Below are 22,299 nucleotides of genomic sequence, written 5' to 3' on the forward strand. Positions count from 1 at the left end.
ACTTTTTTCTTTATTCGTTAATGAATCCAGTTCTTTTTTCATGTCCTTAACTTTTGCTTCTTTTGCTTTAATGGAACTGTTTTGTTGATAAAACGTTACACCAATACTCGCAATAATTGTAAAAGTAAAGACAAGAAAAACCGCTAAACGGCGATAAAGTCGCTTCCTGTTCTCATCCGTTTGTATTATATGCTCTTTAACAGGATTTGGACTCTGTTTTTCGATTGTTCTTTGTCTCAGTTCCCTCATTTCCGAGGTCCCCCTAACTTCTTTTTTATATGCTCCCATAGTTGGAAGATATGTCCCTTCAATTTTGCTATATATTGCAGGAACCCTATATGTTTCACTATAAAAAGTTTAACACGATTAGGGAGAAGTTTCCATATGAGCGAAGCAATAAATCGAACAGGCCAGAAAAAAACTTTCCATATGAAAAGTAATATCCAAATCACCATTTTCCATAACACATGTCCAATTGAAAGCAGTATACGAAATAAGAATAATATAAATGCAATAAATAGCTGCGCTATAATAATAACAGGTTTTATCATGAGTAGCTGTATAATTCGAACAAAAAAATATGTTGTTTGCATAAAAATATAGATGAGAAAATTTAACAGCTTCATGTATAGTGCCTTCAGTAAGCTTTGATATGCCGCAAAACCACATAATAATGCCAAAAACACATATATACGTAGCTCAGCTTCATTTACGAGAAGCAATACATAAAAGACGGATAATGCTTGGACAATCCAAAATAATATATCATGTATAAATACAAGCCAACGCTTACGTTCTTGGCGCTTTAAAAAACGTTGATATGTATCTAAAGACGCTCCAATCCAAGCACCCATTCCAATCATTGAAAGCATTGTATACAACTGAATTGTTAAGCTCATTTAAACAACTTACTAAAGAAACCTTTAGTTTTTTCCCCTTGATTTTCATCAATATACAGCATCTCATTAACTTTCCCTTTAATCGACACAATACCTTTTTCCACATCTAAATTTTTCATTTGTAAATTTTGACCACGAATTGTTAAAAAACCCATTACGGTCTCTAGTAAAAACTCTTCGCTATCAAAACTCTCTACCTGCTTCACACCGGTAATATCAATTATACGCCTGCCACGCATAATAATGTCATGCTCTACAGAAACATTTTGTTGATTAGAAGACGTAGGTGAGTAACCATTATTCACGTAAATCCCCCCATAGGTTTTTACTAGCTAATAGTAATGTATGAGGGGATAAATGATTTTAGAACAAGCCTTCTTCCGCTTTTACTTTTTCTTCACGAACTAAGCTATACATATTTGCTGCATCTTCTTTTTTAGTTGTTTCTTTTAATTCATTTATTTTCACAGTCACTATTTTTTGACCAAAACGAATTGTTAATTCGTCAGCTACTTTCACATCAGAACTTGCTTTTGCCACTTGACCATTAATAGATATTCTTCCTTGATCAGCTACTTCTTTCGCTAATGTTCTTCTTTTAATTAAACGTGATACTTTTAAAAACTTATCTAGACGCATATCAAATCCCCCTATTAACGCTCTGTCTGTTTCGCTTCTTCCCATAAAACATCTAACTGTTCTAATGATAAATCTTTCATCTCTTTATTCATTTCAGCTACTTTTGCCTCCATGTATAAAAAACGACCAGTAAATTTCTCATTAGTTGAACGTAACGCCTCTTCTGGATCTATTTTGTAATGACGAGCTATATTAACAAATGCAAATAGTAAATCACCAAACTCACCCAGCATCTTTTTCTCATCCATATTTGTAACCTCTTGTTGGAACTCTTGCCATTCTTCCAAAGCTTTCTCTATCATCGGTTGCACATCAACCCAATCAAATCCAACCTTACCAGCTTTCTTCTGAATTTCATAGGCGCGTAGTAACTGCGGCAAACTTTTGGGAACGCCATTTAAAACAGATTCTTTCACGAATCCTTTTTCTTGTTTTTTAATTTCTTCCCAATTTGCAATCACTTCATCAGCGCTGTTTACATCCGTATTTCCAAACACATGCGGATGGCGACGAACCATTTTCTCAGATAGAGTTCGAATGATATCATCTATAGAGAACCAACCTTCATCTTCTCCGATTTGAGCATGAAGCATAACTTGTAATAATATATCACCTAATTCTTCTACTAAGTGATCATCATCCTCTTCATCGATTGCTTCCAACACTTCATAAGCTTCCTCAATTAAATATTTCTTTAATGATTGATGTGTTTGCTTTTTATCCCACGGACAACCATTTGGACCACGAAGTTCCGCAATAATTTCTCTAAGAACATCAAACTGTTGATACAAGGACGTACGCTCCTGAACTGGCGGCACGTACACACTCGTTAAATTATTCAATTCCGTTTCATGATCTAACATGTACAACGGTACCTTCTTTACTTGTTCAAATGAAGTTCCTGCAGCTGTTACGATATACACTTCATAATCATCTGGTAACATCTCCATTAATGTTAATTTCACATCAGATGCAACGAATGCATCATATACTTGGCAAAAGATTAAATGTTGACGCAGTTCTAATTGTCCTCTTTCAAATGATGTAGCATCAAGTAATTGGAATCCTTCAATCGGATCAATCTTTAGACTTGCAAACATAGGATCAAGGAAACTTTGTCCACCCTCAATTCGCACTTCAACATTTGAAACTTCTCCTTTTTCCAACAGTAGCTGAACTGTTCTTTCTGCTACAAGTGGATGCCCGGGAACAGCATAGATAATTTCTGTACCTTCAGCTTGTTCTAGCAATTTATTCGCAATTGTTTCATATACAATTTCAAACGTATCATGTGCTTCATATACAGCATCAAAAGACGTATATTGTACGCCTTCTTTCTCCAATTCTTCTATAACTGGATGTTCTTTCGTTCTAACAAACAGATGGTCTGCTTCTTTTATTTTTCGATATACACCCATCGTTAGCTGATCTAATTCACCAGCTCCTAAACCTAAAACAGTAATGATTCCACTCACAACCAGTCACCTCTATCCACTCTTCTTCAATGAACCTTCTTTTTTCTCTTGTTTCATAACGGTTCCTAATTCTTTTTTTGTAAATACACGTAATTTCAAAATAAAAAACATATATGTCAATCCGCCAATGGCTACACCTAACAACGCTTCAAGTGTCGCGCTTCCTCTATGTTCCGTATCAATTACTAATCCAGACATCTGTAACACACGTGTGAATATCATTAATACAAATCCCATACAGATACCACTAATTACTACCCCTAACATATTTCGCTTATTGATAAGTGACCCTGATACAGCTCTCGTAAGCAACAAAGTATTTAGTCCAGAGATTATAATTAACGCACATAAAGTCGCAAAGGCTGCACCTTTCACACCAAAATAAGGCATGAATATATAATTTAACGCTAACTTTAAGCAACCTCCAAATACAACAAATAATGCTGGCTTAAACGTTTGCTCCAATCCTTGTAAAATAGAAGCTGTCGTAATTGACAATGAACTAAATAAAATAGATAACGATAAAATAGATAAAACATCTGATCCATCACTGTTTTCAAACAACATAATATTCGTAGGTTGAATAATACAAGTTAGTCCAATAGCTGCTGCAAGTCCAATAACACATGTTATTTTCACTGCTAACTTTACCTTTTCTTGAATAAAGGAAAGATCTCCTCTTTCCTTCGCCGCTGTAATAATCGGAATAAGTGACAACGAGAAAGAAGTCGTCACAACAGTACCTAATTGCATTAGCGGAATACTTCTATCATAAACACCCTTTAATACCTTTGCATTTTCAGCCTGTTCTCCCGCACCAATAAGTAAGCTGTAAAAGGACACTGAATCAGCCATCTGTATAAAAATAAGCACTAAATTACTAACACAAATCGCTAACCCCTGCCAAAAAAGGATTTTAACTATCTTCCTTTTACCCTTAATTCTCGCTGCACTTTTGAAGAATATAGAACGAAAATCTTGACGCATATACAATATAAGTACAATAATCCCAATAAGACCACCCGCAATTGAGCCTAACATGGCCCCTGCACCAACTGTATATAAATCAAATCCGTGAGCAATTAGGAATAGCGATAAAAATACAATAATAGAAACTCGAATTGTTTGTTCTATTACTTGCGAAACAGCCGTTGGCATCATATTATTAAATCCTTGAAAATACCCTCTTGCTACAGACAAAAATGGCATCAATAAGAATGAAAATGAAATAACACGTAGTAACTTATCTAAGTGTATATCGCCCATAGCTACCGCAATTGTTTCGGCCCCAAAAAACAATGTAAAGAAGCCTATAAAACCAATTCCTAATAAGAACCAAAAAGATACACAAATAATTTCTTCTGCTTCTTTTTGTTTTCCCCGCTCTAATCGTTCTGCAACCATTTTCGAAATGATAACAGGAAATCCATAAGTAGCTAAAATTAAACAAAATCCATAAAACGGGTAAATTTGTTGGTAAATATAAAATCCAATATCCCCCACTATATTTTGATATGGAATACGGTAAAAAGCGCTTAATACTTTTGTAACGAAACTTGCAATCGTTAATATAATAGCCCCACGCCAAAAGGCTTGATACTTCTTCGCTTCCATACAAGAAAACTCCTTTTTCTATTCTCACCTCTCGTATTATATCATAAAGAAAAGAACAAACTCCCTTCCCAACACGGGTAATAATGAGTTCCTACACGTTAAAAATATTCAACGAAAAAAGGTAGCAAAGTGCTACCTTCATTCAATATACATATATCTCCAAATAATTGATTTCTCAAAAAGAAAGATCATAATTAGGAAAGATTGCTACTTCTAAAATCAATATACCCTTACTGTTCCATTTGTTTCGCTAAGAAACTGGCAGCAGTATTAACCGCTTTATGCTCGATCTCGCTTATAATAGCTTCTTTTGAAAAAATAATGACGGCTCCAATCGGATCTCCGTTTGCAACAATTGGTCCAACTGTATAAGAATGAACCTTTTCTGTTACACCATCAATAATGGAAATATCACTTTCATCCGTCATAATAACAGACTTTCGTTCTTCCATCGTTTTTTCAATTAAATCGCCAACACTTTTATTTAAGTATTCTTTTTTCGATACGCCTGATACTGCGATGATAGAATCTCGATCACACACAAGCACATTATGTCCTAAGCTGTCATATAAAGCATCAGCATATTCTTTTGCAAAATCACCTAGCTCACTAATTGGAGAATACTTCTTTAAAATTACCTCTCCATCGCGATCAACAAATATTTCTAGTGGGTCTCCTTCTCGAATACGTAAAGTTCTACGAATTTCCTTCGGGATTACGACCCTGCCTAAATCATCAATTCGACGTACGATTCCAGTTGCTTTCATTCTAATGCTGCCTCACTTTCTACTGATGATCAAAGTGGTGAATTTACCTGTTCATGTAAAAATCACCAACTGTTAGATATAGTATTTTACACATTAGTTCTTCTATGCACGTCGAATTGTATTTTTTTATCTTATTTTAGGCATTTATTACTTCTTTTTTTACATCTGGTAAGCCTTTTAATAAATTTTCAGCAATCGTTAACCACTTCGATGTCTCTAAGCCATTTGTTTTCATAACAATTTTCAATTGTGATCCTTCCATTCCTAAACCAATCATACGTCCAAAACTATTTCCGAGCATGAATAATTTTCCACCATCAATATTTTGACTTGCTTGTTCAGAAAACAGGAATGTTACTTCAAATTTATTCTGCTTAATTAATTCAATTTGTTCTTTCATTGCCAACACTTTAATATTTGCAATTTGTAATAAATAACCAACTTCTTGTGGATAATCGCCAAATCTATCGATCATTTCTTCCTGCAATTCTTCAATATCCTCAATTGCAGAAACACCTCTAAATTGTTTATACATCATAATTTTTTGCTTACTATCTGAAATATAAGCATCTGGTAAATATGCGTCTACCTCTAAGTCAATTTCAACATTAACTATATTTTCAGCCCCATCTGTTCCTCTACGCTGTTCAATTGCATCTTTTAACATTTGAGAATATAGATCAAATCCGACAGAATCAATAAATCCATGCTGTTCTGCCCCTAACAAATTACCTGCTCCACGAATAGATAAATCTCTCATCGCAATTTTGAAACCAGATCCAAGTTCCGTGAACTCTTTAATTGCTTGTAGACGCTTCTCTGCAACCTCTGACAGCACTTTGTCACGTTTATATGCAAAGTATGCATATGCAACACGATTAGAACGTCCAACACGCCCACGAAGCTGATACAACTGTGATAATCCCATACGATCTGCATCAAATACAATTAACGTATTTACATTCGGAATATCTACACCCGTCTCAATAATTGTTGTACTTACAAGAACATCGTGCTGTCCTTCTAAAAATGATAGCATAACAGACTCTAATTCGCTTTCGTTCATTTTCCCATGTGCGTACGTTACGCGGGCATCTGGAACTAACATCGAAATTTCATCTGCTTTTCTTTCAATATCCTCTACACGGTTATATAGGAAGTAAACTTGACCACCTCTTGCAAGCTCTCGCTCTATCGCCTCTCGCATTAACGCTGGATTATACTCGACTACATACGTTTGGACTGGGAAACGATTTTCTGGTGGTGTCTCAATAACAGATAAGTCGCGCACACCAAGCATAGACATATGAAGCGTCCGCGGAATCGGAGTTGCCGTTAATGTTAATACATCAACATTCGCCTTCAATTGTTTAATTTTTTCTTTATGTGTCACACCAAATCTTTGTTCTTCATCAATAATAAGAAGCCCTAAATCTTTATAAGTAACATCTTTAGATAAAATACGATGTGTTCCGATTACAATATCTACTGTTCCATCCTTTAAGCCCTTAATTGTTTCATTTTGTTGTTTCCTCGTACGGAATCTACTTAATAAGCCTATATTGATTGGATAATCTTGAAAACGCTCTCGAATCGTTTCATAGTGTTGCTGCGCAAGAATCGTTGTCGGTACTAAAATTGCAACTTGTTTTTCATCCATAATCGCTTTAAATGCCGCACGAATAGCCACTTCAGTCTTTCCATACCCTACATCACCACAAAGGAGCCTATCCATCGGGCGTCCGCGTTCCATATCTTTTTTAATCTCGTCAATAGAACGTAACTGATCCTCTGTCTCTTGGTATGGGAAAGATGATTCGAACTCTTGTTGTTCTGCCGTATCTGGCGTATATGCATAGCCTTTTGAAGCTTCGCGCTCAGCATATAGTTTAATTAGGTCATCCGCAATGTCTTGTACAGATTTTTCAACTTTCGTTTTAACCTTTTTCCAATCATTCCCACCTAATTTGTAAACTTTCGGATCCTTACCTTCAGATCCTACATATTTTTGAACTTGATCAATTTGTTCAATTGGAACGTATAGCTTATCATTACCTTGATATTTAATATTTAAATAATCTTTATGAACACCATTAATCTCTAATGTCTCAATACCTAAAAATTTACCTATACCATGATTTACATGAACTACATAATCTCCAACTTTTAATTCCGAATAACTTTTAATACGTTCAGCATTCGATAGCTTTTGTTTACGTTGTGATTTTTTAACTTTCTTATGAAAAAGCTCCTTTTCAGTAATGACAACAAGCTTTTGCATCGGCATTTCAAATCCTGCATGTAAATCACCTACAGCAATTTGTAACCTTCCAGGCAATAAAATATCTGTACCTTCTACAATATCTGCCTCAATATCATAATCACTTAAAATATGTTGTAATTTTTTCACACGTTCATCATCTGTTCCGAGTACAACAGTCGTAAAATGCCCTTCATTCCATCTATCAATTTCTGTTTTTAACAAATTCATCTGTCCATGGAAATCTTGCATTGTTTTACATGTTACATTAACAATATTTTGCGGATGTGTGTGTGCGATATGACGCAAGAATAACGTTAAATATACAAAACTTCTTTTTTTATGATGAAGAAACCCCTCGAATGGGTGAGAGAAAGATAAATCTTGAATAATTGTTCCTTCACCAAGAAGTGATATATACCATTCCGCCTCTTCTGTTTCAAGATGTGATGCTGTTTCTTGAATACGGGAAATCTCATCTAAAATTACAACACCATCTTCTGGTAAATAATCTATCAGACTAGCAGGTTCTTTATAGAAAATAGATAAGTATTTAAACATCTGTTCTATACTTTGCCCGTTTTTCAACATCTCAATTTCATGACTTACCGTCTCAAGCACTTTAGTCTTTAGTTTATCATCAGAAAGTTTTTGCATCGTCTTAGTCAAGCCTTCTTCAAGATGCTGAATTCCTGATTTTAATTCTTCCTGTGAAAATAAAAACTCTGTTGCCGGACCAAACCTAACGCTTTCTTTTTTACCTTGAGAACGCTGTTCATCCACATCAAATAATCGAATAGAATCGACTTCTGTATCAAAGAATTCAATACGAAATGGTAGTTCTTCAGTTAGAGGATAAATATCTAATATTCCCCCACGCAAACTGAACTCCCCTGGAGCTTCTACCATCGACTTACGTTCATAGCCAATATGATGTAAAGTATGCAAGAGCGCATCTAAATCAATCTCTTGCCCTAGATTGATTTCAACTTGCTTTTGCTTCCACAATTCTTTTATTGGTAAAAATCTACGCAATCCTGCCACTGGCGCTACAATGATTCCATTCTCTCCCGCAGCCAAGCGATTTAACACTTCTATACGTTGCGCCTTCAATTCTGGACTTGCAACTCCAATTTCCGATGCTATCAGTTCATTCACTGGATATAACCACACATCTTTTTCACCAAGTAACGCCACTAAATCTTCATGTACTTTTTGTGCTTGGTATAAGTTATGTGTCACGATTAATTGTGATTTTTTTGTTTTTTTATATAAAGCCGCCATTAATAATGAACGAGAAGACGTTGCCATCCCTGATATAAGTTGTTCTTTTAACCCATCTTCTAACCCATTAATAACCGATTGTATCTCTTCATTTTTATAAAATTGCTCTAATAAACCTATCATTTTTAAAACTCCTCTCAACATAAAGAGCAAGTCATTCTATTTTATGCAAATATTTTGGAAAAGGAAAACAGAAAAATGCTTTGGACATGCCAAAGCGACAACATTTTATTGCAGAAATTTTTCATACTCATAATACTCAGGATAAGATGCGAGCGTTTCTTGACACGATTCACAAATCGTTTTTATATATATATTTCCATTCTCATGAAAATGAATCATTTCTACTACTTCTTGCTCCGTTAGTTGAAATAAAACGTCGCTATATACTTTTTCTGCGTTAATGGAGCCTACATTACCTCCGCAGTGTCTGCAATAATAATACCCTTCCATACTAGCCTCCTAAAAATTCAATTACTACTAGTATGGGTAAAACAAAAGAGAAATATTCCCAATCTCATTTTTAACTATTGAAAGTATTCATGATTTGAAGAAAAGGCTTATTTAGCCACTCTTCACATGCATCCGCTGCTTTTTCAATAGAATGGTTAACATCCGCAATCTCTTCAGATGTAAAGCGTCCTAATACATAATCGACTACCTTCATTCCATTTTTCGGGCGGTCAATTCCCATACGGATACGTTGAAATTCTTGTGTTCCTAAGTGCGAAATCGTTGACTTTACACCATTATGTCCACCAGCACTACCTTTCATGCGAAGACGCAATTTACCTACAGGAATGTCTAAATCGTCGTACATAACAACGAAGTCCTCAACATCAATTTTATAATAATCCATGAGTGGACGAATACTTTCCCCAGATAAATTCATATATGTTAGCGGCTTTAATAAGATTACCTTTTCTCCATTAACAAACCCTGCACCAAATACACCTTTAAATTTTTGTTCATTCAAAGAAATGTTCCAACGCTTCGCAAGTTCATCAATGGCCATAAATCCAATATTATGCCTTGTTAATTCATATTCTCTACCTGGGTTCCCAAGTCCTACTATCAATTTCATTCTTGTACCACTACTTTCTTTTTTCGATACGAAAAGACGTAACCAATTTTGGTTACGTCTCATTCTATCCAATTAATTGAATAATACACTCACAGATTCTTCTTCGTATACACGAATGATTGCTTCTCCGATTAATGGAGCAACTGAAAGTTCATGTACTTTGTCGATTTTCTTCTCTTCTGGTAATACGATAGAGTTCGTTACAACTAACTCTTTAATGTTTGAATTTTGAATACGCTCAATTGCTGGACCAGATAATACTGGGTGTGTACAGCAGGCATATACTTCAGAAGCACCGTTCTCAACAAGAGCGTTTGCTGCTAATGTAATTGTACCAGCTGTATCAATGATGTCATCAATTAAAATCGCTGTTTTGCCTTCAATATTACCGATAATGTTCATTACCTCTGAAACGTTCGGGCGAGGACGACGCTTATCAATAATAGCGATTGGCGCTTTTAGACGATCTGCCATTTTTCTCGCACGAGTTACACCACCATGATCAGGAGACACGATTACGATATCTTTAAGACCTTTTGTTTCAAAGTAATCAGAAAGAATCGGTACACCCATTAAGTGGTCGATTGGGATATCAAAGAACCCTTGAATTTGTGGAGCATGTAAATCTAGAGTGATTACACGAGTTGCACCTGCTGTTTCAAGCAAGTTTGCTACAAGTTTCGATGTAATTGGTTCACGAGAACGCGCTTTACGGTCTTGACGCGCATAACCATAGTAAGGAATAACAATATTAATTGTTTTCGCAGATGCACGTTTTAATGCATCGATCATAATAAGTAATTCCATGATATGTTCGTTTACTGGGAAGCTTGTAGATTGAATAATGAATACATCGCAACCACGGATACTTTCTTCAATGTTAATTTGAACTTCTCCGTCACTAAAACGATCAACAGAACATTTTCCTAGTCCTACTCCAATATGCTTTGCAATCTGCTCAGCAAGTTCCTTATTAGAGTTTAAAGAGAATACTTTCAAATTAGAATTTAGATATTGAGTCGACATCTAGATTAACCCTCCACATTATTATGATTTTTTCTTATTCAGCAATTGATCAACATAGTCTTCTTTGTTAACTTGACGTGCACGTGCTACCGATAATGCTTTTGATGGAACATTCTCTGTAATTGTAGAGCCTGCCGCCACATAAGCACCATCTTCAACTGTTACTGGAGCAACAAGGTTTGAATTACATCCAATAAATACCCCATTACCAATCACAGTTTTGAATTTATTCTTACCGTCATAGTTCACCGTAATTGAACCACAACCAAGATTCACGTCTTCTCCAACTTGTGCATCCCCGATATAACTCAAGTGTGAAGCTTTACTTCTATTACCAAAGACAGTTTTTTTGATTTCCACGAAGTTTCCAACGCGTACTTCGTCTCCAATAACTGAATCTGGGCGAATATGTGCAAATGGACCAACCGATACTTCTGTACCAAGCTTACTATCATGTACAGTAGATTGTCGAATTGTCGTACGATCTCCAATTTCACTATCGCGAATTACTGTATGCGGTCCAATTTCACAATCAGAACCAATTACAGTGTTCCCCTCAATAATTGTTCCTGGATGAAGAACTGTATCGCTACCGATAATTGCATCAGCAGAAATATAAGTGTTACTTGGATCAATAATTGTAACACCATTTACCATGTTCTTTCGATTGATACGGTTTTTCATAATAATTTCCGCTTGCGATAGAGCGACTCTGTCGTTAACACCTAACGTTTCATCGAACTGCTCTGTTTGATAAGCTGATACGATATGACCTTCATTTTTTAAAATCTCAATAACATCTGGAAGGTAATATTCACCTTGCACGTTATCATTTGAAACTTTAGAAAGTGAAGCAAATAAAGCCTTATTATCAAAACAATACGTACCTGTATTGATTTCTTTAATAGCTAATTCTTTCACATTTGCATCTTTATGCTCAACAATCTTTTCAACATGACCATTCTCATTACGAACAATACGGCCATATCCAGCAGGCTCTTCTATGTATGCTGTTAGCACCGTCGCCATTGCTCCTGCTTCTTTATGTTGCTGAAGTAATGCTTCCATTGTTTCAGCAGTTATTAGAGGCGTATCACCACAAATAACTAAAGTTGTTCCTTCTTCATTTGCAAGTACATTTGCAGCTTGATCTACAGCATGTGCTGTACCAAGTTGTTCTGCTTGTAATGCAAACTCACTTACGTTCCCTAGCTGTTCTTGTACCATTTCAGCACCATGTCCAACAACCGTTACAAGTTTCTGCAATCCTAATTGAGATACTTGATCGACTACGTGTTGTACCATAGGTTTTCCACATACAGGATGCAGCACTTTGTATAGCTTTGACTTCATACGTGTGCCTTTACCTGCAGCTAGAATCACTGCAAATCTGTTTGACATATAGACCCTCCATCGCAACCTATTTATCCATTAAAGATATTATCCTAAATCATCATATATTTCAAGAAACACATTTTAACTATTAAATTTTACCATAATTCTTATAAGATGTTTTACTCTTTAGTATCTTTTTTAAGAAATAAGCTATACTATTTAAAATGATTTTGAAAAAATTAGTAGTTTCTTCTTTTTATGTTAATAAATTATGAAGTTTCCAAATATAAAGCAAAAAAAAACAAACCCCTGTAAATGCTTACAGGAGTTTGCTACAAAATTATAAGGCTTTTTGTCAAAAGCCCTTTTCATTCGAATTTTACGAAGCACCTGCTTCTTCAAACTCAACCTCTTCTAACTCGCCTAAACGATGATACTCTGTTAAAACCGCATCTTGAATTTTAGAGCGTGTACCAGAATTAATTGGATGTGCAATGTCACGGAACTCTCCATCTGGAGTACGTTTACTTGGCATTGCTACAAATAATCCATTATTACCATCAATTACACGAATATCATGAACAACAAATTCATGGTCTAGAGTAATAGAGGCAATTGCTCTCATGCGGCCTTCTGTGTTTACGCGGCGTAATCTTACGTCAGTCACTTCCATCTTGTGTTCACCACCCTTTTCTAAATAAGCGATATATTTGTATAAATTCCACAAATTTTCTATTTTCCCTTTAATTTTTTAAAAATTTTTAAGATAAAAATTTTTAAAGTAGTTGAATATAGAGATTAGTGGAGGTTATCGCTTACAAAAGGTTACTTAACTAGGGCGATTACTTCAATTTCAACGGAAACATCTTTCGGTAATTTTGCTACTTGCACACAAGATCGAGCTGGTTTATGAGTAGAGAAATAAGAGCTATACACTTCATTCACAGCATTAAAATCATCCATGTCCTTTAAAAATACTGTTGTTTTTACGACTGTATCAAATGAAGCACCTGCTTCCTCTAATACCGCTTGTAAATTTTGAAATACTTGTTCTGTTTGTACTGTTACATCTCCTGTTACAAGCTCCCCATTTGCCATCAATGGAATTTGTCCTGAGCTATAGAACATGTTATTTACAATAATCCCCTGTGAATAAGGTCCAATTGCTTGTGGTGCCTTGCTTGTTTGAACAACTTTCATACTTTTCACCCTTTTATTATTTATTTTACTCTTTAAAAATAGTGTACGAAAGGCAGTTTGTCCATCTATTTTATAATCTATAAATAAAATAAAAAAGATAGAGCTATCTGCTCTATCTTTTATTCCGCCTCTACAAGCCCTTCATCAAATGGCGCAAGAGAATAATTCCCTTTTTCCACTTGAATCGTTTTTTCTTTCACATCAACTTCCGATAGACGAATTAATGATACAAAATTATTAATTAGTCGTTCTTCAATATCTGTGGATTCTACTAATACACCAATACCAACAACATTAGCCTTGAATTCTTCTAGCATACTCATCATACCTTGAATTGTTCCGCCAGCTTTCATGAAGTCATCAATAATTAAAACATTCGACCCTTCTGGAAGACTGCGTTTTGCTAACGTCATTGTTTGAATTCGTTTAGAAGAACCCGACACATAGTTAATACTAACAGTCGGACCTTCTGTTACCTTATTATCTTTCCTTGCAATTACAACTGGTACATCTAAGTAATTTGCCACTGCATAAGCAAGTGGAATCCCCTTCGTTGCCACCGTCATAACTGCATCAATTGGTTGCCTAGCAAAAACAGAAGCAAACAAACGACCTGCGCCATTAATATGGCGAGGATTACTCAATAAATCTGTCATGTATAAGTAACCGCCAGGCAAAATACGATCTGGGTTTTCAAATAAGCCACAAAGCTCATCAATAATTAGATCTGCCTCTTCTTCACTTATATACGGTATATATTTCACTCCTCCTGCTGCTCCTGGTATCGTTTGCAATGTGCCGACCCCTTGTTGTTCAAACGTTTGCTTAATAATAACTAAATCTTCACTAATGGAAGACTTAGCCGATTGATACCTTTCAGCAAAAAAAGTGAGAGATACTAGCTGACGAGGGTTTTGTAGCAAGTAATAAGTCATATCGACTAATCTTGTACTTCTTCTAATTTTCATACTCTCACCTCAAATCACGAATATTCTAAACAAATCATAACGTATTATACGTCTTTATTCAAGCGTTTCTCGCTCTCCTAATAAACGTACCGCATAGACTTGTTCACAAAATCCTTTTAATCCGTTATAAATGCGATGCATTCGTGAATCATGGTGTACAAGTCCAAATACAGTTGGACCACTTCCACTCATTAATACAGCATCCGCTCCAAATCGCTTCATCTGTGATTTAATACGGGCAACTTCAGGATGCATTCCAAATGTTACATCTTCTAAAACGTTACCAACAGTATCACAAATTCCTTTATAATCACCAGAATTTATGACATCAACCATTTTATCTACATTTGGATGTGTAACTCGATTTAACTTTAAATTTCCATACACATCAGCAGTAGATACACCTATATGTGGTTTCGCTAAAATAACCCAACAAGAAGGCGGAGTCTTTATATGCTCAATTTTCTCTCCTCTTCCAGTGGCAATTGCTGTGCCTCCGTATACACAGAACGATACATCTGATCCAATTTCTGCACCAAGCTCTGCTAACTCATCAATTGTAAGCCCTAAATTCCATAATTTATTAAGACCACGTAATGTCGCTGCTGCATCACTACTTCCACCTGCTAATCCAGCTGCTACTGGAATCGTTTTTTCAATAGTAATAGATACACCTTTTTTTACATTAAACTTCTCTTTTAATAATTTCGCTGCCTGATAAGCTAAATTTCGTTGGTCGTCTGGGACATACCGATTATGGGATAAAATTTCAATACGGTCTTCTGCTAATTCCGTTAGTTCTAGACGATCTGCTAAATCAATGGTTGTCATAATCATTTTCACTTCATGATATCCGTCTTGTCTTTTTCCCAGTACATCTAACGACAGATTAATCTTTGCTGGTGCTTTCACTAGTAGCTTCAATCTATTCACCCACTCTATGTACTCAATCTTTTATCGTTTATTTTACCATAAATTTATAGTAAGACGATGACACTTCCCTAATTATAACGAAAAGCATTCAGAATGAAACTACTTATGTAAAATGATGGCACCTTTTAGAGTACAAAAAGCCGAGGAATGTCTCCTCGGCTACCGTAGCATAGAAAGTATCTTACAACTACTGGTTTCGTTTCATTAATTGCTGTTCTGCAATTTCTATAGCACGTTTCACCATGTTACCAGCATCTTTCGCACGAATTCCGCCCCATCCTTCTTTCTGAACAACATCATAAAAGCCAAGCTCTTTTGCTAGCTCTTCTTTAAATTGGTTTGACATGACACCTCTTCGTCTACTCAATGCAGAGTCCCTCCTTATTTTGCTACGGTATAGTTAGTATGCAAAATAATATAGCTTTTCATTTATGGGAATATATGTAATGATATACAGATTATAAAATGACCTCATTATGAGGGTCTCCATAAAATGTTAACTCTACTGTCTCTGTTAAAACATCTGCATAACTATAAGATACACGTTGCAACGCATCTTCTTGTTGATCCAATTGTACAACAAAAACGGAACGGTATGTTTCTGCTAGTACACCTGATTGCTCCACAGTTTTTCTTCTTCCACTATTTGCTTTTAACATAAGTCGCTGTCCAAGATGGTGATCTAATTCGCTTTTAATTTCATCTAAACGTTTTGACATATACTTCGCTACACCTCGCTGTAATTTAGATTGAACACTTAAAGCACGATATATCTATCCTAATTATTAACCGCGATTCACAGCTAATATCATCCTGCGTTTGAATAGATAGAAGAAATACTATATTGTAAAAGTATCATTACGTAGTCTTTACGTTCTTACCTCTTTTTATCCAAATTCATTTAAATCCTTCCATACAAAAAGCAAGATACATATGTATCCTGCTTACTCTTCGTAATGTTGAAAAGGTAATCCCGTTCGTAAAATCCCTCTCGTTTCAATTCCACCTAGTCCCTTTTCACCAGTAATTGTATTACGTACGACATCCCATACATTGACTCTCTCCATAAATGAAGTAAAACTAATTTTACCAACTACATATACAGGATCTAGTGCATGAATATTAATTCTAGATGGTGAACTAGCGAAATTGGCCCCTGCACGAATTAGTGCCTCAAAATGTGATTGACATGCCCCAGCAAAAATAACAAGTTGATCCAATGATGGATATTTTTTTCGCACTTCACGAACAGCCTGTACAAAATGCCTTGAATGCCTATATGCCGCTAAATCTCCCTTCACTCCTTTTGATTTTGTATATGCATCATGTCCTGTAATAACGAGAATGTCTGGGCGAAAGTGATCTATTAAGTCTACTACTTTTTCATGCATCTCCGTTTCTTTACAATGAATACCTTGAACAGGAACGCCAATTTTATTATATAAATCTAAGCACTTGCGCAAATATAAAGGGTCTCCATCTATATGCAATACACGTCCCGGCATTTGAAAATAATTTACCTCACTTGTGTATCCACCAGTTGAAGTATGTTCATGCCTTTGTTTCATCAGTACATAATCTTGTTGAAACAAACGATACGTGCGCTCCATTGTTTCTTTCTCACGCTTCACCCTTTTTTTATGTTCTCTTTGATCTATACTAATTAAATCTTCAAGTGGCGCATCCGCCACCAGTCTAATTTCTTCTCCAAACAATATAGCTATCTCGCCTTTTATTTCTATAATACGAAAAAGAATATCCCTCTTATGAGAATATCGTTCCACTAATTCTCCAACATGTAAAACCATTCTCCTACCTCCAAACTCATTAGGCCATCTTACCTGTTTTTAAAGTATGAATTTAGAGAGAGAAAGGTGACAAAAGGGACAGTTCAACTTGAACTGTCCCTTTCATATTCTTATGATAATTTATGAAGAACTAATGCATTACTTAATGTTGCAAACTCTTCAATAGATAGCGTTTCGCCTCTTCGCTTTGGATCAATTCCTACTTCTGTTAAAATTCGATCCAATAACTCCTTATCTTTCGGGAAACCATTTAAATTATTTGATAAATTATTCATTAAAGTTTTACGGCGCTGTGCGAAACTTGCTCGTACTACTTCAAAGAAGAACGTTTCATCTGTCACCTCTACAACCGGTTTAGGACGCTTTAGAAGGCGGATAATTGCAGAATCAACGTTTGGCTGTGGTACAAACACTGTACGCGGTACAGTCATAACTGTTTCAACCTCTGTATAGTACTGAATGGCAATCGATAAAGAACCATACTCTTTCGTTCCAGGTTTAGCAGCTAAACGATCTCCAACTTCTTTTTGCATCATAACAACAAATCCACGAACTGGTAACTTTTCTTCAAGCAATTTAAATAAAATTGGCGTTGTAATATAGTACGGTAAGTTAGCTACTACCATTACATCTTGTCCTTCTTCAAATTGCTCATTAAATACTTCATGTACATCTGCTTTTAGTACGTCTTTATTAATAACTGTAACATTACCATATGGCGCTAACGTCTCATCTAATATTGGTAATAGTCTTTGATCAATTTCAAAAGCCACTACTTTTTTAGCACGCTTCGCTAATTGCTCTGTTAATGCACCAATACCTGGTCCAATTTCAATTGCACCACTTTCTGAACCAATTTCTGCATGATCGACAATACGATTTAATACATTTGTATCAATTAAAAAGTTTTGTCCTAAACTTTTTTTGAATGAAAATCCATACTTTTCAACAATGTCTTTTGTACGATTTGGCGTTGCGATATCCTTCATTTTTTTTCCTCCTGTATTACTTGCTTATAAGCTTCTGCAAATGATTCCTTTGAAACTTGAAACATCTGTAATCGTTTATGTAACTGTTTTGCATTTGTATAACCAATCTTTAATAGCTTACCCATTCTTTCTCTGCGGCTCTTTGCCATTTCTCCGCCCACTAAGCCTGCATCGACTAAATCACTCCAACTAATTTCACTTGTGTAAGCTTCCATTTCTTCATGTATATTCTCTAGAGCACGGCGAATCGACTCATTAGAAGCATGTTCAATCCCAACACCCTTTTTCCTTTTAGCAAGCGCTTCTTCCTTCGGTAAAAAAGCATGCTTACAGCCAGGAACCTTGTCAGAAATAATTTTTCGAATACGCTCTCCAGGATAATCCGGATCTGTGAAAATAATAACGCCCCTTTTTTGCTGCGCTAATTTAACTTGCTCAATAACATGATCACCGATTGCTGAACCGTTCGTTTCAATTGTATCCGCATCAACAGCACGCTTAATCGCAACTGTATCATCTTTACCTTCTACAACGATAATCTCTTTTATTTTCATGCTTGCCTCCACACTCATTTCGTCTCTACTTAGTAAAACAAAAAAATGACGACTTTTCCATTATTATTTTCCCCATTCTTATATTTTAAAAAATAGAATAGAAAAATCTTTGTTCCCTGTCCTTATTGTAACACTTCATCATTCACATTTATTTTCTTCATTACTTCTACTAGTTTTTCTCAAAATAAAAAAGAACAAGTTTCCCCCGTTCTTTTTATTCAACACCAAATAAAACTTTTGCATTTTTAGTTGTCATTTCTGCTACTTCCTCATAAGAAATTCCTTTTAAATTCGCAATTTCTTCTGCTACGAGTTTTACATAACTCGGTTCATTTCGTTTCCCGCGAAATGGATGCGGCGTTAAATAGGGACAATCCGTCTCTATTAACAATTTCTCTAATGGAATCTCCGTAGCAACTTCTTTCGGTTTCTTAGCGTTTTTAAATGTAACTGGTCCACCTAACGAAATTAAAAAGTTCATATCAACACATCGCTCTGCTACTTCTACGCTACCGCTAAAGCAATGCATAATGCCTCCTACTTCAGCTGCATTCTCTTCTTCTAGAATATCGACAATATCTTGAGTTGCATCGCGGTTATGTATAATAATCGGCAAATTTACTTTTTTCGCTAATGCAATTTGTTTACGAAATACTTCTTTCTGTATTTCTTTTGGAGACTTATCCCAGTGATAATCTAAGCCCATTTCTCCAAGTGCAACGACTTTAGGATGAGAAGCAAGTTCTTCTAACCAAGCTAAATGTTCTTCTGTCATGTCGATTGCATCAACTGGATGCCAGCCAACCGCAGCGTAAATAAAATCATAGGCTTCAGCTAATTCCATCGCCTTTTTTATCGTTACTTCATCAAAACCAACAACAACTGTATAAGTAACTCCCGCTTCTTTCATTCGGGCAATAACCTCTTGCAAATCTTCTTCGAATTGCTCTGCATTCAAATGTGAATGTGTATCAAACAACATAATACATAACTCCTTTTATATTGAAATCAAGTTTATTCTACAAAAATAAGTTCTTTAATAACTTAACGATAACAATACTACAATCTTAATGCAAAAATAGAGAGTGTAAAAAGAAAAAAGACGCTTCACACATGTTACACGTGAAACATCTCTTTTCTTGTCTTAATTACTTGATTTTTGTACCATTTGGTAGATTTTGGTCAATTGATGCTAATGACAATACGCCATTCTCTTCACCCGCTAAAATCATACCTTGCGATAATTCACCGCGTAATTTTACAGGTTTTAAGTTTGTTACACAAATAACCTTTTTACCTTTTAAGTCTTCCGGCGAATAGAATTTTGCAATTCCAGAAACAACTTGACGCTTTTCTGTGCCTAAGTCTAGTTGAATTTTTAACAACTTGTCTGCTTTTTTCACAGGTTCAGCAGATAGTACTTCAGCTACGCGTAATTCTACTTTAAAGAAATCATCAATTGTAATTTCTTCTGCCTTCGGTTCTTCTTCTTTTTTCTCTTCTACTTTAGGAGCAGAGCTTTTCATTTGTTCTTTAATGTACTCTACTTCCACTTCCATTTCTAAACGAGGGAAAATTGGGTTTCCTTTTTCTACTTTTGTTCCAGCTGGAATGCAGCCAATTGTAGATAGACTTTCCCAAGATTTATGAGCTTCATCAGTAAGGCCAAGCTGAGCAAACATCTTGCTTGGTGCTACTGTTAAGAATGGCATAAGCATAATACCTGTTTGACGAAGTACTTCTGCTAAATGAGCCATTACAGAAGCTAACTTTTCACGATCATTCTCATCTTTTGCTAATACCCATGGTTGTGTTTCATCAATATATTTATTCGTACGACTAACTAGTTGCCAAATAGATCCTAACGCTACAGAGAACTCCATATTCTCCATTGCTTCTTCTACTTTTTTCAAAGTATCTTGTGCAAACGCTACTAACGTTTCATCAAATTCCGTCACATTTTCTTTAAATGCAGGGATTTCTCCGTTAAAATACTTATCAATCATAGCTACTGTACGATTTAATAAATTACCTAAGTCATTTGCTAAGTCGAAATTAATACGCTCCACAAATCCTTCTGGTGTGAATACACCATCAGATCCAAATGGAACTTCACGAAGTAGGTAATAACGTAATGCATCTAATCCGTAACGATCGATTAATGTAACTGGATCTACTACGTTTCCTTTTGACTTACTCATCTTTCCATCCTTCATTAAAATCCAGCCATGAGCAAAGACTTTCTTCGGAAGAGGTAAATCTAATGCCATTAAAATTATCGGCCAATAAATTGTATGGAAACGAACAATTTCTTTCCCAACTAAATGCACATCTGCAGGCCAGAATTTTTTATATTTCTCTTCATTTGCTGTTCCATAACCTAACGCCGTAATATAATTAGATAATGCGTCAACCCATACGTAAATAACATGTTTTGGGTTACCAGGAACACGAACTCCCCAGTCAAATGAAGTACGAGAAACCGCTAAATCTTCTAATCCTGGTTTAATAAAATTATTAATCATTTCATTTTTACGAGACTCCGGCTGAATGAAATGTGGATTATCTTCATAGAACTTTAATAGTCTGTCGACATATTTACCCATTCTAAAGAAATAAGATTCTTCACGAACAAGTTCTACATCATGACCACTATCTGGGCTTTTTCCTCCAACTACTTTGTCGCCTTCCATAATTGGATCTACTAATTGATGCTCTGTATAGAACGTCTCATCTTGTACAGAATACCAACCTTCATATTCATCAAGATAAATGTCACCTTGATCTACTAATTGCTTAAAGATTTTTTCGACAACATCTTTATGACGATCTTCAGTTGTACGAATAAAATCATCATAAGAAATATCCATCTTCTCCCAAAGCTCTTTAATTCCTGCAACAATGTTATCAACATATGCCTGTGGCGTAATATTTAACTCTTCTGCTTTCTTTTGGATCTTCTGTCCATGCTCATCAGTTCCTGTTAAATAATGCACATTATAACCTTGCATACGCTTATATCGTGCCATCGCATCTCCTGCTACTGTCGTATAAGCATGTCCAATGTGTAATTTTCCACTTGGATAATAAATTGGGGTAGTAATATAAAAGGACTTATTTTCCTCTGTCATTGTTTTGAACCTCCCGAATAACCTCATATGTATTTATAAACAGTATATCAAAAACTCATATATAAAGTGAAACTTTAATCAGTAGGGTTTTTGTTCCTCCCCACTAATTATTAGCCCACATTAATTGGGCTTTTACGAGCAGCCCAAATCTAACTTATCTTCTTTACGCCAACCTAATTTTAAATTTAGGTCTTAATGCTCGATATCTTTATCATCTATTGCTCATATTTCACAAAAATATATAATCTCCACTTTTAATTTATTATTTTTTCAGAAAATAATGTAAATAATTGTGGAATTTCCTCTCAATCTATTATATATAAGAAATAAGAA

At 35.4% G+C, this 22,299-nt stretch carries 23 protein-coding genes; all 23 read right to left on the reverse strand.

Going from position 1 to position 22,299, the window contains the following annotated elements; all coding sequences use genetic code 11:
* Window positions 1-249 (reverse strand): cell division protein DivIC (divIC, locus tag ACQGS6_RS09595; RefSeq protein ID WP_426965071.1); only part of this gene is annotated, 249 nt, incomplete at its 3' end.
* Window positions 246-899 (reverse strand): spore cortex biosynthesis protein YabQ, encoded by a 654-nt coding sequence (gene yabQ, locus ACQGS6_RS09600; protein ID WP_000059777.1) that lies wholly within the window; start codon window positions 897-899, stop codon window positions 246-248. The genes yabQ and divIC, both read right to left, overlap by 4 nt.
* On the reverse strand, window positions 896-1,204 hold the full coding sequence (yabP, locus tag ACQGS6_RS09605) for a sporulation protein YabP (protein WP_001059104.1): 309 nt from the start codon (window positions 1,202-1,204) through the stop codon (window positions 896-898). The genes yabQ and yabP overlap by 4 nt, the downstream gene beginning before the upstream one ends.
* Before the next feature lie 58 nt (window positions 1,205-1,262).
* On the reverse strand, window positions 1,263-1,538 hold the full coding sequence (locus ACQGS6_RS09610; protein ID WP_001234876.1) for an RNA-binding S4 domain-containing protein: 276 nt from the start codon (window positions 1,536-1,538) through the stop codon (window positions 1,263-1,265).
* A gap of 14 nt (window positions 1,539-1,552) precedes the next feature.
* Window positions 1,553-3,013, reverse strand: a complete 1,461-nt coding sequence (mazG, locus tag ACQGS6_RS09615; RefSeq protein WP_426965072.1) for a nucleoside triphosphate pyrophosphohydrolase — start codon at window positions 3,011-3,013, stop codon at window positions 1,553-1,555.
* A gap of 12 nt (window positions 3,014-3,025) precedes the next feature.
* The gene (locus ACQGS6_RS09620; protein WP_426965074.1) at window positions 3,026-4,627 is read right to left on the reverse strand and encodes a putative polysaccharide biosynthesis protein; all 1,602 of its coding nucleotides are present in this window, start codon (window positions 4,625-4,627) and stop codon (window positions 3,026-3,028) included.
* Between the two features lie 230 nt (window positions 4,628-4,857).
* Window positions 4,858-5,394 (reverse strand): stage V sporulation protein T, encoded by a 537-nt coding sequence (gene spoVT, locus ACQGS6_RS09625; RefSeq protein ID WP_000648302.1) that lies wholly within the window; start codon window positions 5,392-5,394, stop codon window positions 4,858-4,860.
* 136 nt (window positions 5,395-5,530) lie between these two features.
* A complete protein-coding gene (mfd, locus tag ACQGS6_RS09630; protein ID WP_000579681.1) occupies window positions 5,531-9,061 on the reverse strand; it encodes a transcription-repair coupling factor in 3,531 nt (1,176 codons plus the stop codon).
* A 105-nt stretch (window positions 9,062-9,166) separates the two neighbouring features.
* On the reverse strand, window positions 9,167-9,391 hold the full coding sequence (locus tag ACQGS6_RS09635) for an anti-sigma-F factor Fin family protein (protein ID WP_000399438.1): 225 nt from the start codon (window positions 9,389-9,391) through the stop codon (window positions 9,167-9,169).
* Window positions 9,392-9,461: 70 nt separating this feature from the next.
* Window positions 9,462-10,022 carry an aminoacyl-tRNA hydrolase gene (gene pth, locus ACQGS6_RS09640; RefSeq protein WP_003311537.1) on the reverse strand — a complete coding sequence of 187 codons (561 nt, stop codon included), beginning with the start codon at window positions 10,020-10,022 and terminating at the stop codon, window positions 9,462-9,464.
* A gap of 72 nt (window positions 10,023-10,094) precedes the next feature.
* The gene (locus ACQGS6_RS09645) at window positions 10,095-11,048 is read right to left on the reverse strand and encodes a ribose-phosphate diphosphokinase (RefSeq protein ID WP_000107420.1); all 954 of its coding nucleotides are present in this window, start codon (window positions 11,046-11,048) and stop codon (window positions 10,095-10,097) included.
* Between the two features lie 21 nt (window positions 11,049-11,069).
* Window positions 11,070-12,449, reverse strand: coding sequence for a bifunctional UDP-N-acetylglucosamine diphosphorylase/glucosamine-1-phosphate N-acetyltransferase GlmU (gene glmU, locus ACQGS6_RS09650; protein ID WP_426965076.1), 1,380 nt, complete (start codon window positions 12,447-12,449; stop codon window positions 11,070-11,072).
* Window positions 12,450-12,762: 313 nt separating this feature from the next.
* The gene (gene spoVG / locus ACQGS6_RS09655; RefSeq protein WP_000454041.1) at window positions 12,763-13,056 is read right to left on the reverse strand and encodes a septation regulator SpoVG; all 294 of its coding nucleotides are present in this window, start codon (window positions 13,054-13,056) and stop codon (window positions 12,763-12,765) included.
* Window positions 13,057-13,208: 152 nt separating this feature from the next.
* Entirely contained in the window at window positions 13,209-13,583 is a 375-nt protein-coding gene (locus tag ACQGS6_RS09660) for a RidA family protein (RefSeq protein ID WP_000869811.1), read from the reverse strand.
* 119 nt (window positions 13,584-13,702) lie between these two features.
* Entirely contained in the window at window positions 13,703-14,551 is an 849-nt protein-coding gene (purR, locus tag ACQGS6_RS09665) for a pur operon repressor (RefSeq protein ID WP_000702466.1), read from the reverse strand.
* Between the two features lie 54 nt (window positions 14,552-14,605).
* Complete coding sequence (gene ispE, locus ACQGS6_RS09670; RefSeq protein ID WP_000772104.1) at window positions 14,606-15,475, reverse strand: 4-(cytidine 5'-diphospho)-2-C-methyl-D-erythritol kinase; 870 nt, start codon at window positions 15,473-15,475, stop codon at window positions 14,606-14,608.
* Between the two features lie 196 nt (window positions 15,476-15,671).
* Window positions 15,672-15,851 carry an acid-soluble spore protein SspF gene (gene sspF, locus ACQGS6_RS09675; protein ID WP_002094215.1) on the reverse strand — a complete coding sequence of 60 codons (180 nt, stop codon included), beginning with the start codon at window positions 15,849-15,851 and terminating at the stop codon, window positions 15,672-15,674.
* Between the two features lie 91 nt (window positions 15,852-15,942).
* Window positions 15,943-16,203 (reverse strand): biofilm formation stimulator Veg, encoded by a 261-nt coding sequence (gene veg, locus ACQGS6_RS09680; RefSeq protein WP_000044347.1) that lies wholly within the window; start codon window positions 16,201-16,203, stop codon window positions 15,943-15,945.
* A gap of 225 nt (window positions 16,204-16,428) precedes the next feature.
* Window positions 16,429-17,292, reverse strand: a complete 864-nt coding sequence (yabG, locus tag ACQGS6_RS09685) for a sporulation peptidase YabG (protein ID WP_000242868.1) — start codon at window positions 17,290-17,292, stop codon at window positions 16,429-16,431.
* Window positions 17,293-17,402: 110 nt separating this feature from the next.
* Window positions 17,403-18,281 carry a 16S rRNA (adenine(1518)-N(6)/adenine(1519)-N(6))-dimethyltransferase RsmA gene (gene rsmA, locus ACQGS6_RS09690; RefSeq protein WP_000651548.1) on the reverse strand — a complete coding sequence of 293 codons (879 nt, stop codon included), beginning with the start codon at window positions 18,279-18,281 and terminating at the stop codon, window positions 17,403-17,405.
* A complete protein-coding gene (gene rnmV, locus ACQGS6_RS09695) occupies window positions 18,278-18,835 on the reverse strand; it encodes a ribonuclease M5 (protein WP_000692835.1) in 558 nt (185 codons plus the stop codon). Before rnmV ends, rsmA begins: the two co-directional genes overlap by 4 nt.
* A 214-nt stretch (window positions 18,836-19,049) precedes the next feature.
* Window positions 19,050-19,817, reverse strand: a complete 768-nt coding sequence (locus ACQGS6_RS09700) for a TatD family hydrolase (RefSeq protein WP_000895843.1) — start codon at window positions 19,815-19,817, stop codon at window positions 19,050-19,052.
* A gap of 166 nt (window positions 19,818-19,983) precedes the next feature.
* Window positions 19,984-21,966: a methionine--tRNA ligase gene (metG, locus tag ACQGS6_RS09705; RefSeq protein ID WP_000134135.1), complete on the reverse strand. Its 1,983-nt coding sequence runs from the start codon at window positions 21,964-21,966 to the stop codon at window positions 19,984-19,986.
* Window positions 21,967-22,299: the final 333 nt, after the last annotated feature.

This window comes from Bacillus sp. GMs2/2 (assembly GCF_050172095.1).
Taxonomy (GTDB): Bacteria; Bacillota; Bacilli; order Bacillales; family Bacillaceae_G; genus Bacillus_A; species Bacillus_A cereus.